Raw genomic sequence first — 13,777 nt, forward strand, 5'->3', positions numbered from 1 at the left:
CTGAAATCCCGGTATAGGGCGATTCGGTTTAACAACGGGCGACCGGGGAGTACGACCATGACTGTCATGAAGGGCGCGGCCGACGCGATCGACGAGAAGACGATTGTCGCCGCGGCCGAAAGCGCACTCGGCGAAATCGCCCGGGTGCGTGCGGAAGTCGGCAAGGTTATTTTCGGTCAGGAGAGCGTTGTCGAGCAGACCCTGCTCGCCGTTCTCTCCGGCGGCCATGCCCTGCTCGTCGGCGTTCCCGGCCTTGCCAAGACGAAGCTCGTCGCCACACTCGGCACGGTCCTCGGCCTTGATTCCAGCCGCGTGCAATTCACGCCCGACCTGATGCCCTCCGACATCCTCGGCTCGGAAGTCATGGACCAGGATGCGGCCGGCCATCGCTCGTTCCGTTTCATTCCCGGCCCGATCTTCACGCAATTGCTGATGGCCGACGAAATCAACCGCGCCTCGCCGCGCACGCAATCGGCGCTGCTGCAGGCGATGCAGGAGTATCACATCACGGTGGCCGGCGCCCGCAAGGACCTGCCGGCGCCCTTCCACGTGCTTGCCACCCAGAACCCGCTGGAGCAGGAGGGCACCTATCCACTGCCCGAGGCGCAGCTCGACCGCTTTCTGATGCAGGTCGATGTCGGCTATCCCGACCTTGCGGCCGAGCGGCAGATCCTGCTCGAGACCACAGGTGTCAGCGAAGCAACCGCTCACCCGGTCATCGATGCAGCGCGGCTGCAGCAGATCCAGGCCCTCATCCGACAGATGCCGATGGGGGAAAAGGTGGTCGACGCGATCCTGTCGCTCGTGCGCTCCGCCCGTCCGGGCAACGGCAATGCCGCGACCGACAAGAACGTTGCTTGGGGTCCCGGCCCACGCGCCGGCCAGGCACTGATGCTTTGCGCCCGCGCCCGCGCGCTTTACGACGGGCGCCTGGCGCCGTCGATCGACGACATCCTGGCGCTTGCCGAGCCCGTGCTTCAGCACCGCATGGCGCTCACTTTCGCTGCCCGCGCCGAAGGCATGACCGTGCGCGACGTCATCGCCGATCTGGTGAAACAGGCCAGAGGCTGACGAATGGCCACCGTCGGGCACATAGTCTCGCGTACTCCTGCTGGTGAAGTACTTTCCCGCGCGCAACAGCGCGCCATGCTCGTTCCCGATTGCTTGGTGGAGGCGCGGCGGATCGCCAATACCGTGATCTCTGGCTGGCATGGCCGGCGCAAGCGCGGCATCGGCGAGAATTTCTGGCAGTTCCGGCCCTATAGCGACGGCGAGAGCCTGTCGCGCATCGACTGGCGCCGCTCGGCCCGCGACGACCACACCTATGTCCGCGACCGCGAATGGGAGGCCGCGCACACCATCTGGCTGTGGGCGGATCTTTCCCCGTCGATGATGTACAAGTCGAGGCTCGGCGCCGTCTCCAAGGAGAGCCGCGCGCTCGTGCTGATGCTGGCGCTCGCCGAGATCCTCGCGCGCTCTGGCGAACGCATCGGCTGCCCCGGCATCATGGAGCCGATCTCGGCCCGCAATGCCGCCGAACGGCTGGCGACCGCAATCATGCTGAGCCCGCTTGCGGAAGGCCTCCCCAATACCGGGATGATCCGCAGCGCCAGCGATCTCGTGCTGATCGGCGATTTTCTCGATCCGGCGGAAAAGATCATGGACCGCCTCGGCCCGCTGGCACGCCGGGGTTTGCGCGGCCATGTGGTCGAGATCGCCGACCCTGCGGAAGAGGTGTTTCCCTATAGCGGCCGCACCGAATTCACCGACCCGGAGACCGGCGAGAAGTTGACGGCCGGCCGCGCCGAAGTGCTGCGCGAGGACTATCAGCGCGCCTATGTCGGCCGCCGCGACAGCCTGGGCGTGACGCTCCGCCACCTCGGCTGGACCTTCACCCCGCACAGAACCGACCGGCCCGCCTCGGAGGCGCTCGTCGCCGTGCATACCTATCTCTCCGGCATGCCGGGACGCGCGACGCACGGGGGCCAGCTATGAGCAGCTTGCCCTTCCTGTTCACCAATCCCGCCATCCTCGCCGCCCTCGTTGCCCTGCCCGTCATCTGGTGGCTGCTGCGCATGACGCCGCCAAGGCCCGCGGCCGAAGTCTTCCCGCCGCTGCGCATCCTGGCGTCCGTGATGAAGCGCGAGGAAACCCCGGCGCAAAGCCCCTGGTGGCTGACGCTGCTGCGCATGCTGATGGCCGCGGCGGTGATCCTGGCGATCGCCGATCCGGTGTTCAACCCGCGGCAGAACACGCTTTCCTCCGCTGGCCCGCTGGCGCTCGTCATCGACAACAGCTGGGCGACGGTCTCCGATTGGGATCGGCGGGTCGAGGCCGCCAATGCGCTCATCGACGATGCGGAGGCGAAGGATCTGCCGGTTTCGATCGTCTTCACGACCGATCGACAGCACGATGCGACCCCGGCTTCCGCCACCACCGCGCGAGACCGGCTGGCCGCGGCGCAGCCGCAACCGCTGCCAGCCGCGCGCGATCGGGCGCTTGCCGCCATGAAAGCCGCCCTCGCGAACTCGCCGCCTGGCACGCTTGCGTTCCTCAGTGACGGGATCGAGGCTGGGGACGGTCAGACGATGCGCCAAGTCGCGGAGATCGGCGCGGCCAACGTCCGCCGGATCGAAGGCAATGCGGAAAGCGCCATCGCGCTGACATCCGCGACCAACGAAAACGAAGGCATGCGGGTCACGGCATCGCGGCTGCCGCTTGGCGAGCCACGCGCCTATTACGTCTTTGCCCGCGACGCGCGCGGCACCGCCATTGCCGAAGGCGAACTCCGCTTCGCCTCAGGCGCCACGGCAGCGAATGCCCTGTTGAGGGCCCCCTTCGAGCTGCGCAACGATTTCGCACGTCTGACGATCGAGGGCCAGGCGACAGCCGGCGGCATCCACCTGCTCGACGATGGCAATCGCCGTCGTCGCGTGGCGCTGCTGAGCGGCGAGGTTCACCAGTCGCAGCCGCTGCTTTCACCGCTCTATTACATCAAGCGGGCGCTCGAACCTCACGCCGACCTGATCGAGCCGCGAGAGGAAGCGATCGGCAAGGCGATTGCCGAACTTCTCGCTCAAAATCCGTCGATCCTGGTCATGGCCGACGTCGGCCGGTTGCCGGACGAAAGCTATCCGCTGGTGACGCGCTGGCTGGAGAATGGCGGCATGCTCGTTCGCTTTGCCGGCCCGAGGCTGGCCGGCGCGCCTGCCGACGACCCGCTCGTCCCCGTCATGCTCAGGCAGGGCGAACGGTCCCTCGACGGCGCGCTCTCCTGGTCAGAGCCGCAGCCGCTTGCCGACTACCCATCTTCCAGCCCCTTTGCCGGTCTCGAGCATCCGCGCGATGTGCTTGTCAAACGCCAGGTTCTGGCGCAGCCGACACCGGACCTTGCCGAACGGACCTGGGCCAACCTCGCCGATGGCACGCCGCTGGTCACCACAGCCGAACGCGGACGTGGACGCATCGTGCTCTTCCACGTGAGCGCCGACCCGGGCTGGTCGAACCTGCCGATTTCAGGCTCCTTCGTCGACATGCTGCGCCGGTCCATCCAGCTTTCACGTGCCGGCGGCATTGCCGGTGACCAGACAAGCAAGGCGCAGACCCTGCCGCCCTATCGCCTGGTAAACGCCCGGGGCGAACTGACCACGGAGACGGGCAGCGCCCGGCCGCTTGAGATCGCCCCCGGAGTTGCGCCGATTGTTTCCGCAGACACACCGCCCGGCCTCTACGGCTCGGAAGAGGGTTTTGTTGCCAACAATCTTCTCCCCGACGGCGGCAGCATCGCTCCGATCAGAGGCAACCTCGTCAGCGAACGCGCGGAAGGGCTGGAAGGCGTGCGCCCGTTCTCGATCCGGCCCTATCTCTTCGGGCTCGCGCTGATGCTTTTCCTGATCGACACGTTGATCGTGCTTTCCATGGCCGGCGGCCTCACAGGATTGCGCCGCCGCGCTGCCGGTGGCGCCGCCACGGCAGCCGTGCTTGCAACCCTTGGCCTTGCCACCCTTGGTGTTGCTGCCCTGGCACCCACGATTGTTCACGCGCAGGATAGCCAGCCAAGCGACGCGCAGACACTGCAACGCCTCGACACGACCCACCTCGCCTATGTCATCACCGGCGAGGCCGAGGTCGATCGATTGTCGGAACAGGGCCTCCTGGGCCTCAGCAACTACCTGACCTATCGCACGGCTCTGGAACCGGGCGCCCCCGTTGGCGTCGATCTGGAACAGGACGAGCTGGCGTTCTACCCGATCATCTATTGGCCGGTATCCGCCACGGCGCCGATGCCGAGCAGCAGAGTGATGAGCCGGATCGACGCCTATATGCGCAACGGCGGGACCGTGCTCTTCGACACGCGCGACCAGTTCTCCTCGCTCACGCCTTCGACGGCGGGCGACAGCCCCAATGTGCAGCGCCTGCAGGAGATGCTGAACGGCCTAGACATTCCGCCGCTGGAACCGGTGCCTTCCGACCACGTGCTGACAAAGGCCTTCTACCTGCTTTCGAATTTTCCCGGGCGTTACACCGAGAGCCAGTTGTGGGTGGAAGCCGCCCCCCATGACGCCGAGGAGCAGAGCAACCGACCGGTGCGCGGCGGCGATGGCGTCACGCCGATCATGATCACCGGTAACGACTTCGCCGGCGCCTGGGCTGTCGACGCCAACGGCGCGCCGCTTCTGCCGACGGTACCGCCGGACGAAATGCAGCGCGAATATGCCTATCGGGCGGGCGTCAACATCATGATGTACATGCTGACCGGCAACTACAAGTCCGATCAGGTTCATGTGCCGGACCTCCTCCAGAGGCTTGGGCAGTGAGGGCTGATCGATGACTTATGGTTTTGCTCCGCTGCTTCCACTGGTGTTCTTCGTGCCGCTTCTGATCGTCGCGGCGCTGTTCATCGGCTACGGTCTGTGGCGAAAGATACGCGGCGCCTGGCTGCGCGCCCTCGCCTTGGCCGCACTCGCCCTGGCGATCGCCAATCCTTCCATCTTCGTCGAACTGCGTGATCCGCTCTCGACGATCGTCGCGATCGTGGTTGACCGCAGCCAGAGCCAGCAGAATGGCGACCGCACCGAGCAGACCGATCGTGCGGTCGAGGGCCTGAAGGCGCGGCTGGCGGCGATACCGCTCATCGAGCCGCGTATCGTCGAGGCCAAGACCGATCCGGCGAGCGTCTCGCCGGCGACCAACCTCTTCACCACACTTACGACAGCGCTCTCCGATGTTCCGCCAGCGCGCATCGGCGGCGCCATCTTCGTGACCGATGGCCAGATCCACGACGTGCCCGATGTCAGCCGCAAACTGGGTTTCGACGCCCCGGTTCATGGCCTGATCACCGGCAAGCCTGATGAGTTCGACCGGCGCGTCGAGCTCATCAACCCGCCGCGTTTCGGCATCGTCGGCGAAGAGCAGAAGCTCTCGTTCCGGGTTGTCGACGACGGCGCCGCACCCGGCGGGACCGCGGAAGTCAGCATCCGCCTCAACGGCAACGAAATCGCCCGGGAACGGGCCGAGCCGGGCACCGACGTTCCCTTCAGCTTCAAGGTTACGCGCGGCGGCAACAACGTGCTCGAATTTGCGGTGGATGCGGTTCCAGGCGAAGTGACCACGACCAACAACCGTGCGGTTCACGTGCTCGACGGCATTCGCGAAAATCTGCGCGTGCTGCTTGTGTCCGGCGAGCCTCATGCCGGTGAGCGTGCCTGGCGTAATCTCCTGAAATCCGACGCCGCGGTCGATCTCGTGCACTTCACCATTCTGCGCCCGCAGGAAAAGCAGGATGGTACGCCGATCAACGAACTGTCGCTGATCGCGTTCCCGACGCGTGAACTGTTCGTCGACAAGATCAACGAGTTCGACCTGATCATCCTCGATCGCTACCAGCATCGTGGCCTGCTGCCGATCCTCTACTACGACAACATCGCGCAATATGTGGAGAACGGCGGCGCGCTTCTGATTGCCGCCGGGCCGGAACACGCCGGCGACGATTCGATCGCCGCAACGCCGCTCTCGGCCGTGCTGCCGGCCGCACCCACGGGTGTGATGAACGAGAAGGCCTTCTTCCCCCGCCTGTCGGAGGAAGGGAAGAAACATCCGGTAACCCGCGGCCTCGAAGGCTCCGACAGCGAGCCGCCGCACTGGGGCCGTTGGTTCCGCACGGTCGATGTCGACAGGCCTGAGGGCAATACGGTGATGGAAGCGGCCGACGGCAAGCCGCTGCTCGTGCTCAACCGCGTCGGCAAGGGCCGCGTCGCCATGCTGCTCTCCGACCAGGGTTGGCTTTGGGCCCGCGGCTTTGAAGGCGGCGGTCCGCATGTCTCGCTCTATCGCCGCACCGCCCATTGGTTGATGCAGGAGCCCTCGCTCGAGGAAGAGGCGCTGACGGCACGCGCCCGGGGCCGCACGCTGGAAATCACCCGTCAGACGATCGACGGCGACCCGGGTCCCGTTTCGCTCGTCTCACCCTCGGGTCAAAAGCAGGACGTGAAGTTGACGGAGCGCCAGCCGGGTCTCTATTCGGCAGAACTCGCCACGACCGAGACCGGTCTGTTCGAGATGGCCAATGGTGAACTCACGGCCCTTGCCCATGTCGGCGATCCCAATGCGCCCGAGTTCAAGGCGGCGATCTCGACCGAGGACAAGTTGCGCCCGTGGGCGGAGAAGACCAAGGGACTGGTGCGGCGTCTCGCAAGCGCCGACGGGCCGCTCGATCTGCCCACGGTCCTGCCGGTCAGGGGCTCGATACGCTCGGCCGACGACCAGCGCCTCTCGATCCGCATGACCGACGAAACCGTGCTGAAGGGCATCAACTCGCTGCCGCTGTTTACCGGCCTCCTCGGGCTTGCGGCACTGCTCTTCCTGATCTCCGCCACCTGGTATCGCGAGGGACGATGACCGAACGGACCGTCGTCGTCAGCGACCTTCGCGACACACCACATTTCTTCGATGCCGTGGCCGACCGCATCTGGCGCGCCTGGTGGGAACCGCAGGGCTTTCCTCTGAGCCATATTACCTGCCTGCTGCAGGAGAGCCTCACCGAAGATGCAGAATCCCTTTGCCTGGTGGCGCACGCCGGAGATCGCTTCGTCGGCACCGCCTCGGTGATCGCCTCGGACCTCGAGGAGCGGCCGGATCTCACCCCTTGGGTGGCGGCCGTCTGGGTCGACCCGCCGTTCCGCGGCACCGGCATCGGCGGCGACATCGTGCTGAAGGCCGCCCGTGCGGCGCTCGATTCCGGCGCGGAGGCCGTGCATCTCTGCGCCCTTCCCGGCAAGCGCGCCTTCTACGAGCGCCTCGGCTGGCGGCTCGATGAAAAGGACGTGGGCGAGGATCGCCTCGACGTCTTCAGCATGCGCCGTGCGTGAAAGGTTTTCGATGTTCGAGGTAACGGACGCGCCTCCGGCCGAGGCGCTGGAAGCGATCGGCAATGGCCTCACGGCCTTCAATGCCGCCGATGTCGGCCCGTCGGAGCGGCGACCGCTCGCCATTCTCGTCGGCGGTCCCCAGGCGAAGGGGCAACGCGGTGGCTTGAACGGCCACACCGGCTGGGGCTGGCTCTTCGTGCAGTGGCTGTGGCTGCCGGAGGATCTTCGTGGCCAGGGCCTTGCCGGCAAGCTGCTTCAGGCGGCGGAAGACGAAGCTCGACGCCGCGGCTGCCACAGTGCCTGGATCGATACCTTCAACCCGCAAGCCCGGCGGGCCTACGAACGCCAGGGTTACCAGGCCTTCGGTGAACTGGTCGATTTCCCCATCGGCCGCACCCGGGTCTTCCTGAAGAAATCGCCCGCCGCCAGCTAGAGCGTCGTGCGTTCAATTGAACGCACAAAGGTCGCTGTAATCTCAGACCGCGAGCAGCAGATCGAGCGGCACGGCGGACGCCGCCGCATCGTCCCGCCAGCCGATGATACCGGCAAGGCCGGCATGCACGCCCTCGGCCATCGGCACGACGAGCACCCGCGCTGGGTCGACCGGCCCCGGAAACTCGAGCGCGGCGTAGCGCACCTTCTCGAAACCGAGTGGCTGATAATAGGGCGGGTCACCGACGAGGATCACCGCTTCCGAACCCTTCCGCCGCGCCGCCTCGACGGCGATGCGCACCAGTTCCCGGCCGATGCCCTGGTTCTTGTGCGACGGCCGGACAGCGAGTGGCCCGAGTAGATGACCTCTGACAGTGCCCGCAAACACAGGCGTCATCCTGACCGATGCGATCGTCTCGCCATAGTCGGTACAGATGAAGGAGAGCGACCGATCATGCGGCCCCTGCTCGCGGATGCGCGCGGCCGCCCGGGCAAACCGGCCGGGGCCGAAGGCTTCTTCATTGATGATTTCGATGGCTGCGTCATGGGACGCGTCTTCGGTCAGGTAGACGAGATCGTGCTTTTTCATGGGATCGAGAAACCAGGCATGCGAACAGACATAGGGATGGCTTCGCCCGAAGCGGGCGTTGGCAGCATCAGCGTCGTCGCAGGTTTCCCGAGAACATCATCAGTGCGGTTTCTTCCAACACGAAAAAAGTTGTGAGTTCGCCGATATCAGAAAAATGCCCGCTGTCAAAGTCTAAAACGCACTGTTCGGATTTCGCCATCTATCGGACGCCGCTGGAAGCGCTATCTATGAGCGCAAGGATCACGAAGGAGATTTCAATATGGGCAGGTTGGTGGACGGCGTCTGGCAGGACGTCTGGTACGATACCGTGGCAACGAACGGCCATTTCAAGCGCAGCGCTTCGCAGTTTCGCAACTGGGTGACGGCAGACGGGTCCGCGGGCCCGAGCGGCGACGGCGGCTTCAAGGCGGAGGCCGGTCGCTATCATCTCTATGTTTCGCTCGCCTGCCCCTGGGCGCACCGCACGCTGATCTTCCGCAAGCTGAAGAAGCTGGAGGACCTCATTTCCGTTTCGGTCGTCGATCCGCTGATGCTCGCCCAGGGCTGGGAGTTCAAGGACGGTGGCATCGGCACTGGCGACCATCTCTTCGGATCGAAGGCGCTGTGGCAGATCTATACCCGCGCCGATGCCCACTATTCCGGCCGCGTGACCGTACCGATTCTCTGGGACAAGCAGCAAAACACCATCGTCTCGAACGAATCCTCCGAGATCATCCGCATGTTCAATTCCGCCTTCGACGGGCTGACCGGCTCGACGACCGACTTCTACCCGGAAGAACTGCGCGCCGAAATCGATGCGTTGAATGCCGACGTCTACAACGACGTCAACAACGGGGTTTACAAGGCGGGCTTTGCCACCACGCAGGCCGCCTACGAGGAGAGCGTCACCGCGCTCTTTTCCCGGCTCGACAAGCTGGAAGAACGCCTCGCGTCGCATCGCTATCTGACCGGCAGCCGCCTCACCGAGGCCGACTGGCGCCTGTTCACCACGCTGGTGCGTTTCGATCCGGTCTATGTCGGCCACTTCAAGTGCAACATCCGCCGGATCGCCGACTATCCGAACCTGCAAGGTTACCTCCGGGAGCTTTACCAAGTCCCGGGCGTGGCCGAGACCGTCGATATGCGCCACATCAAGGAGCACTACTACCGCAGCCACACGACCATCAACCCGACCGGCGTCGTGCCAGTGGGTCCGGTGCTCGACCTCACCTCCCCGCACGGACGCGAGAGGCTGTAGACCGATTGTTCGAGCGGCTGGACCGCCTCTACCAGTGAATGTCGAAGGCAGCGCTGCCGGCGAGTTCCGCAAGCCGGCGACGCGTCGCCGGCGTGGTATCCTCCGGCAGCGCATCGAGCGTGAAGAAGCCGCTCGCGGCGATCTCCAGATCCGGTGTCTTCGGCGTGGTCTGCCTGACGCCGTCGCAGCGGTAGAAGACGACATGGTCGCGGCGGCTCGTGCGCCTGTTGTAGTAGACCTGGATGAGCACCGGCGGCGCCGTTGCCTCCAGATTTCCCTCTTCGCGCAGCTCCCGCAGCAGCCCGTTAATCGAGGCTTCGTCGCGATCGAGCCCCCCACCCGGCAGGTGCCAGCCCGGCAGATAGGAATGGCGCACGAGAAAAACCCGGCCCTCGTCATCGAAACAGGCAGCGCGCACGCCGATCGTCATGCCGCGCGCAAGGGCGTAATAGCCATGCGCGAGCCGCATCAGGAGCCGGAGATACCAGCGCCGCATCTCCGGTGGCCGTTGCTCGTTCAGTCGTCTCGTCCTTCCCATGTTTTCGGCCCGCACGCGATTCATCGGGCGACCTGATTCCCCTCGGCCGGAATATGCGCTAGACGGGGGCGATGTTCAAACTTGCCCATATCTCCGATGTCCATCTCGGGCCCCTGCCCGAATTGTCCTTAAGGGAGCTCGCGTCGAAGCGCATCACCGGTTTCGTCAACTGGCACCGCAACCGCAGCCGGCATTTCTTTACCGGCACGCTCGACACCCTGCTGGCGGATATCGAGAAGAAGGATCCTGACCATCTGGCGATGACAGGCGATCTCGTGAACCTCGCGTCTTCGCTTGAGATCAAGGCAGTGACCGAATGGCTGACGGATGCCGGCAAGCCGGAGAACATTTCCATCGTTCCGGGCAACCATGACGCCTATGTGCCGGGCGCCTACGAAAAGACCACCCGTGCCTGGTATCCCTACATGCGGGGCGACGATGCGCCGGCTCATTGGCACGACCGGCACCGTTGCTTTCCCTATATGCGGGTGCGCGGACCGGTCGCGCTGATCGGCTGCTCGACCGCTGTCGCAACGCCCCCCTTTGCCGCAAGCGGCTATTTCGGCCAGCGGCAGGCACGCGCGGCCGTCAACATGCTGCGGGCCGCCGGCGAAGCGGGCCTCTTTCGCATCGTCATGATCCACCACCCGCCGATCCGCGGCGCGGCCTCGATGCACAAGCGCATGATCGGCATCCGCCGTTTCGCCGCGACGATTTCCTCGGGCGGTGCGGAGCTCGTGATCCATGGCCACACCCATCTCAACACCGTCTACTGGCTGAAGGGCCAGAATGCACCGGTCCCGGTCGTTGGCATCGCCTCGGCCTCGCAAGGCCCGGGCGGCCACAAGCCGCCAGCAGCCTATAACCTCTTCACCATCACCGGCGAGCCGGGCAATTGGCAGCTGACGCGCGAACGCTATGCGCTGAACGGCGATGCAACGACGGTGACACTCGCCGAAACGACGCGTTTCTGAAGCCGTCAGGCGGGCCACTTCGCAGAATATTCATCGCCCGGCGAATATTTTCCCGCATTCATGCGTCATACCCCAGTCGTGCGCCGCCCGCTGGTGGTGTGCATTGTCTTCTGGCATGCTTCGTGGCTGAAGCCGCCCGACGGCGGCTCACCTCCTTTCGGAGCGTCAAGGACACGCGATCATTTTGAAACGACGCGCGGGCTTTCAAGGGCATGCGCGAAGAACGGGAGATGGCATGATGTACCGAAAGGCCCTGCTTGGCGCCCTGATTGTGGCCGGCGCAACCAGCTTCATGGCGCAGGCCGTGATGGCAGCCGGCGAAGACACCAGCGAACCGCCCAAGAAGACCAAGACGACCAGCGAATGCACGGATGGCAAGGTGTGGGACGCAAAGAAGAATGCCTGCGTCAACGCCAAGAAAAGCGACCTCAGCGACGATATCCTGTTCCAGGCCGCCCGCGAGCTCGCCTATGCCGGCCAGTATGAAAATTCCATCAAGGTACTCGGCGCGGTCAAGGACCAGAAGAGCGCCCGCGTCCTCAACTATCTCGGCTATTCCAACCGCAAGGCCGGCCGCATGGAACTCGGCATGCAGTACTACAAGCGCGCGCTCCAGGCCGACGAGAACTACATTCTCGCGCGCTCCTACATGGGCCAGGCGCTGATCGAACAGGGACACGTCGAGGAAGCACGCGTGCAGCTCGTCGAGATCCGCGATCGCGGCGGGGAGAACACCTGGGCCTACCGCGCACTGTTGCAGTCGCTTGGCGGCGTCCGCCAGTACTGACCACGCATCGGGAGCACGAGGTGGCGCTGGGCGCCACCTCGAATGCAGCGCCAAACGACAGAGCTCCGAGAGCGCAAGAGACGCACCGGGATTGGTTTTCTAGCCCTTCTTTGCGGCCACGCTGGTGCCACTTGCAATGGGCGCGTTCTCGTTCTTCTTCTCCGACCATTCCGGCGGCAGACCGAGCGCGCCGCCAGCGATGCCGCCGAGGCCGGATCCTTTGCCGAAAACAGCACAATCGGGATCGGAGGGTTTGCCGGTCACCGCATAGGCGACGCTGCTCTTGACGTTCTTCATCGAAGGCAGTTCGAAGTCGGATTTCATCGGGTCACCCGATTTTTCCAGCAACGCACTGAAATCGCCCGAAAAATCTCCGGCAAGCTCAAAGGCGTCGGCAGCCGTCGATGCGCGGGAACCATTGGTGAGGATGTTGGCACCGCGCGCCCATGTCAGCCCGGCGATCTGCTTGCCCCGCGCGTCGAAAGCCTCCGCCTCGACTGCGAGACTTCCGAGACCGATCGGAATGCGCGGAACCGGAACGGGAGCGACCGCCGAGGTGACGGTCGACACGCCCGCAACAACGGCATTTGTCGATTTGACCTTGCTGATCACGGAGCGCACGGCCATATCCGCCGGCTTCGATATCGGCACGACATCGAACTGCGCACTCAATGCCTCGCAGAGCGACCGGTCGATCGCCGTCGCCACCAGTTTCCTCTGCGGATCTCCAAGCTTGTCGAGATCGGCATTGGCCGCGAAGGTCGTCGGGATCACGTGCACCGTCTTGACGTTCTTGGTCGAGGCGGCATCCACCCGATACTTCGTCTTGGTCACCATCCCGTCGCTGGCGACGAAATCCTTGTAGGACGATAGTGATCCGGTTTCGATGACCTCAGCGCTCTGGCATGCGGCAAGGCCCACAAGCAGCGGAACCACCGCACCAATGCGCATGGCCATGGCCCCTCGCCGAAGCTGGGCGCTGCCCCATCGGCCGCCCCTGATCCGAGCGGCGTTCATTCTCTTGCTAGGATGCTGTGCGTTCATTGGCGTGTCCCCGACATCGACCTGCAGTTGTGCCATGGGGTCCAGCCAGATTCGGGCCGAACTTTGACGCGATCTCGGGGTGGCGGTGCAGTTTACGGTAACGAAGTCCTCGGTTAACGGCGGCCGGCAAGCAAAAGCTTTTTGGGAAAAGACGCTATGAAGCAGCAGAATTTGCTTCCCGTTCCGGCACTTCCCTTGCAGACTAAGGGGCAAATGTTTCATATCATCCGGCTCGTGCCTCGCACCGCGAATAAATGCACGATCCGGCACGTTTCATTTGGAAGAGCAATGCGTCCAGCGGCAGAAACGAAGGACTTCAGACGCGACTTGGTCAGTCTCCTGCCCAAATTGCGTCGGTTCGCGATGACGCTGACGCGCAACGCCAATGATGCCGACGACCTCGTCCAGGAAGCCTGCGAGCGCGCGATCACGCGCAGCCACCTGTGGAACGGAGAAGGCCGGCTGGAAAGCTGGGTCTATGCGATGACGCGCAACCTCTGGGTCGACGAGATTCGCAAGCGCAAGGTCCGCGCCGGCAGCGGCACGGTCGATGCGCTCGGCCAGGAAGAGCTCAGCATCGAGGCTTCGGCCGAAAAGGCCGTCTACGCCAACCAGTTGCAGAAGATGATCCTGTCGATGCCCGAAGGCCTGGCGAGCGTGTTCCTGCTGGTCAACGTCGAAGGCCATAGCTACCGCGAGACGGCCGACATCCTCGGCATTCCGATCGGCACTGTCATGAGCAGGCTGTCGACGGCGCGCCTCAGGCTTGCCGCCATGATCTCCGAGAATACCGAAAGGAGGGCCTGACC

The 13,777-nt window shown here is 64.6% G+C and carries 13 protein-coding genes; 10 read left to right on the plus strand and 3 right to left on the minus strand.

Annotated elements, in window-relative coordinates:
• Nucleotides 1-57: 57 nt before the first annotated feature.
• The 6 genes from BLU35_RS18405 to BLU35_RS18430 are packed head-to-tail and all read left to right on the plus strand — an operon-like array spanning nucleotide 58 to nucleotide 7,800.
• Nucleotides 58-1,071, plus strand: coding sequence for an AAA family ATPase (locus BLU35_RS18405; protein ID WP_093233986.1), 1,014 nt, complete (start codon nucleotides 58-60; stop codon nucleotides 1,069-1,071).
• Between the two features lie 3 nt (nucleotides 1,072-1,074).
• The gene (locus tag BLU35_RS18410) at nucleotides 1,075-1,995 is read left to right on the plus strand and encodes a DUF58 domain-containing protein (RefSeq protein ID WP_058326538.1); all 921 of its coding nucleotides are present in this window, start codon (nucleotides 1,075-1,077) and stop codon (nucleotides 1,993-1,995) included.
• Nucleotides 1,992-4,817 carry a DUF4159 domain-containing protein gene (locus BLU35_RS18415; RefSeq protein WP_093233987.1) on the plus strand — a complete coding sequence of 942 codons (2,826 nt, stop codon included), beginning with the start codon at nucleotides 1,992-1,994 and terminating at the stop codon, nucleotides 4,815-4,817. Before BLU35_RS18410 ends, BLU35_RS18415 begins: the two co-directional genes overlap by 4 nt.
• A gap of 10 nt (nucleotides 4,818-4,827) precedes the next feature.
• Complete coding sequence (locus BLU35_RS18420) at nucleotides 4,828-6,897, plus strand: hypothetical protein (RefSeq protein WP_093233988.1); 2,070 nt, start codon at nucleotides 4,828-4,830, stop codon at nucleotides 6,895-6,897.
• Nucleotides 6,894-7,367 (plus strand): GNAT family N-acetyltransferase, encoded by a 474-nt coding sequence (locus tag BLU35_RS18425; protein ID WP_057253089.1) that lies wholly within the window; start codon nucleotides 6,894-6,896, stop codon nucleotides 7,365-7,367. The genes BLU35_RS18420 and BLU35_RS18425 overlap by 4 nt, the downstream gene beginning before the upstream one ends.
• 10 nt (nucleotides 7,368-7,377) lie before the next feature.
• Nucleotides 7,378-7,800, plus strand: a complete 423-nt coding sequence (locus tag BLU35_RS18430; RefSeq protein WP_093233989.1) for a GNAT family N-acetyltransferase — start codon at nucleotides 7,378-7,380, stop codon at nucleotides 7,798-7,800.
• A 42-nt stretch (nucleotides 7,801-7,842) separates the two neighbouring features.
• Here the strand turns inward: BLU35_RS18430 and BLU35_RS18435 are convergent, their stop codons facing one another.
• Nucleotides 7,843-8,388 carry a GNAT family N-acetyltransferase gene (locus tag BLU35_RS18435; protein WP_093233990.1) on the minus strand — a complete coding sequence of 182 codons (546 nt, stop codon included), beginning with the start codon at nucleotides 8,386-8,388 and terminating at the stop codon, nucleotides 7,843-7,845.
• A gap of 259 nt (nucleotides 8,389-8,647) precedes the next feature.
• Between BLU35_RS18435 and BLU35_RS18440 the strand changes: the two genes are divergently transcribed.
• Nucleotides 8,648-9,625, plus strand: a complete 978-nt coding sequence (locus BLU35_RS18440) for a glutathione S-transferase family protein (protein ID WP_057253083.1) — start codon at nucleotides 8,648-8,650, stop codon at nucleotides 9,623-9,625.
• Between the two features lie 28 nt (nucleotides 9,626-9,653).
• Here BLU35_RS18440 and BLU35_RS18445 read toward each other — a convergent pair whose 3' ends face one another.
• Nucleotides 9,654-10,163 (minus strand): NUDIX domain-containing protein, encoded by a 510-nt coding sequence (locus BLU35_RS18445; protein ID WP_093234033.1) that lies wholly within the window; start codon nucleotides 10,161-10,163, stop codon nucleotides 9,654-9,656.
• 71 nt (nucleotides 10,164-10,234) lie between these two features.
• Between BLU35_RS18445 and BLU35_RS18450 the strand changes: the two genes are divergently transcribed.
• Both BLU35_RS18450 and BLU35_RS18455 read left to right on the plus strand, forming a co-directional pair.
• Nucleotides 10,235-11,137: a metallophosphoesterase family protein gene (locus BLU35_RS18450; protein WP_093233991.1), complete on the plus strand. Its 903-nt coding sequence runs from the start codon at nucleotides 10,235-10,237 to the stop codon at nucleotides 11,135-11,137.
• Between the two features lie 235 nt (nucleotides 11,138-11,372).
• Nucleotides 11,373-11,924 carry a tetratricopeptide repeat protein gene (locus BLU35_RS18455; RefSeq protein ID WP_057253080.1) on the plus strand — a complete coding sequence of 184 codons (552 nt, stop codon included), beginning with the start codon at nucleotides 11,373-11,375 and terminating at the stop codon, nucleotides 11,922-11,924.
• A gap of 99 nt (nucleotides 11,925-12,023) precedes the next feature.
• Here the strand turns inward: BLU35_RS18455 and BLU35_RS18460 are convergent, their stop codons facing one another.
• Nucleotides 12,024-12,881: a DUF3313 domain-containing protein gene (locus tag BLU35_RS18460; RefSeq protein ID WP_176907307.1), complete on the minus strand. Its 858-nt coding sequence runs from the start codon at nucleotides 12,879-12,881 to the stop codon at nucleotides 12,024-12,026.
• A gap of 375 nt (nucleotides 12,882-13,256) precedes the next feature.
• Between BLU35_RS18460 and BLU35_RS18465 the strand changes: the two genes are divergently transcribed.
• Nucleotides 13,257-13,775, plus strand: coding sequence for an RNA polymerase sigma factor (locus BLU35_RS18465; protein WP_058326532.1), 519 nt, complete (start codon nucleotides 13,257-13,259; stop codon nucleotides 13,773-13,775).
• Nucleotides 13,776-13,777 lie beyond the last annotated feature (2 nt).

Origin of the sequence: Sinorhizobium sp. NFACC03 (assembly GCF_900103435.1) — a bacterium.
GTDB lineage: Bacteria > Pseudomonadota > Alphaproteobacteria > Rhizobiales > Rhizobiaceae > Ensifer.

Bases quoted from the DNA above. Each gene is read 5' to 3' on its own strand.
- BLU35_RS18405 (WP_093233986.1), top strand. From the start codon at position 58: ATGACTGTCATGAAGGGCGCGGCCGACGCGATCGACGAGAAGACGATT.
- BLU35_RS18410 (WP_058326538.1), top strand. From the start codon at position 1,075: ATGGCCACCGTCGGGCACATAGTCTCGCGTACTCCTGCTGGTGAAGTA.
- BLU35_RS18415 (WP_093233987.1), top strand. From the start codon at position 1,992: ATGAGCAGCTTGCCCTTCCTGTTCACCAATCCCGCCATCCTCGCCGCC.
- BLU35_RS18420 (WP_093233988.1), top strand. From the start codon at position 4,828: ATGACTTATGGTTTTGCTCCGCTGCTTCCACTGGTGTTCTTCGTGCCG.
- BLU35_RS18425 (WP_057253089.1), top strand. From the start codon at position 6,894: ATGACCGAACGGACCGTCGTCGTCAGCGACCTTCGCGACACACCACAT.
- BLU35_RS18430 (WP_093233989.1), top strand. From the start codon at position 7,378: ATGTTCGAGGTAACGGACGCGCCTCCGGCCGAGGCGCTGGAAGCGATC.
- BLU35_RS18435 (WP_093233990.1), bottom strand. From the start codon at position 8,388: ATGAAAAAGCACGATCTCGTCTACCTGACCGAAGACGCGTCCCATGAC.
- BLU35_RS18440 (WP_057253083.1), top strand. From the start codon at position 8,648: ATGGGCAGGTTGGTGGACGGCGTCTGGCAGGACGTCTGGTACGATACC.
- BLU35_RS18445 (WP_093234033.1), bottom strand. From the start codon at position 10,163: ATGGGAAGGACGAGACGACTGAACGAGCAACGGCCACCGGAGATGCGG.
- BLU35_RS18450 (WP_093233991.1), top strand. From the start codon at position 10,235: ATGTTCAAACTTGCCCATATCTCCGATGTCCATCTCGGGCCCCTGCCC.
- BLU35_RS18455 (WP_057253080.1), top strand. From the start codon at position 11,373: ATGATGTACCGAAAGGCCCTGCTTGGCGCCCTGATTGTGGCCGGCGCA.
- BLU35_RS18460 (WP_176907307.1), bottom strand. From the start codon at position 12,881: ATGGCCATGCGCATTGGTGCGGTGGTTCCGCTGCTTGTGGGCCTTGCC.
- BLU35_RS18465 (WP_058326532.1), top strand. From the start codon at position 13,257: ATGCGTCCAGCGGCAGAAACGAAGGACTTCAGACGCGACTTGGTCAGT.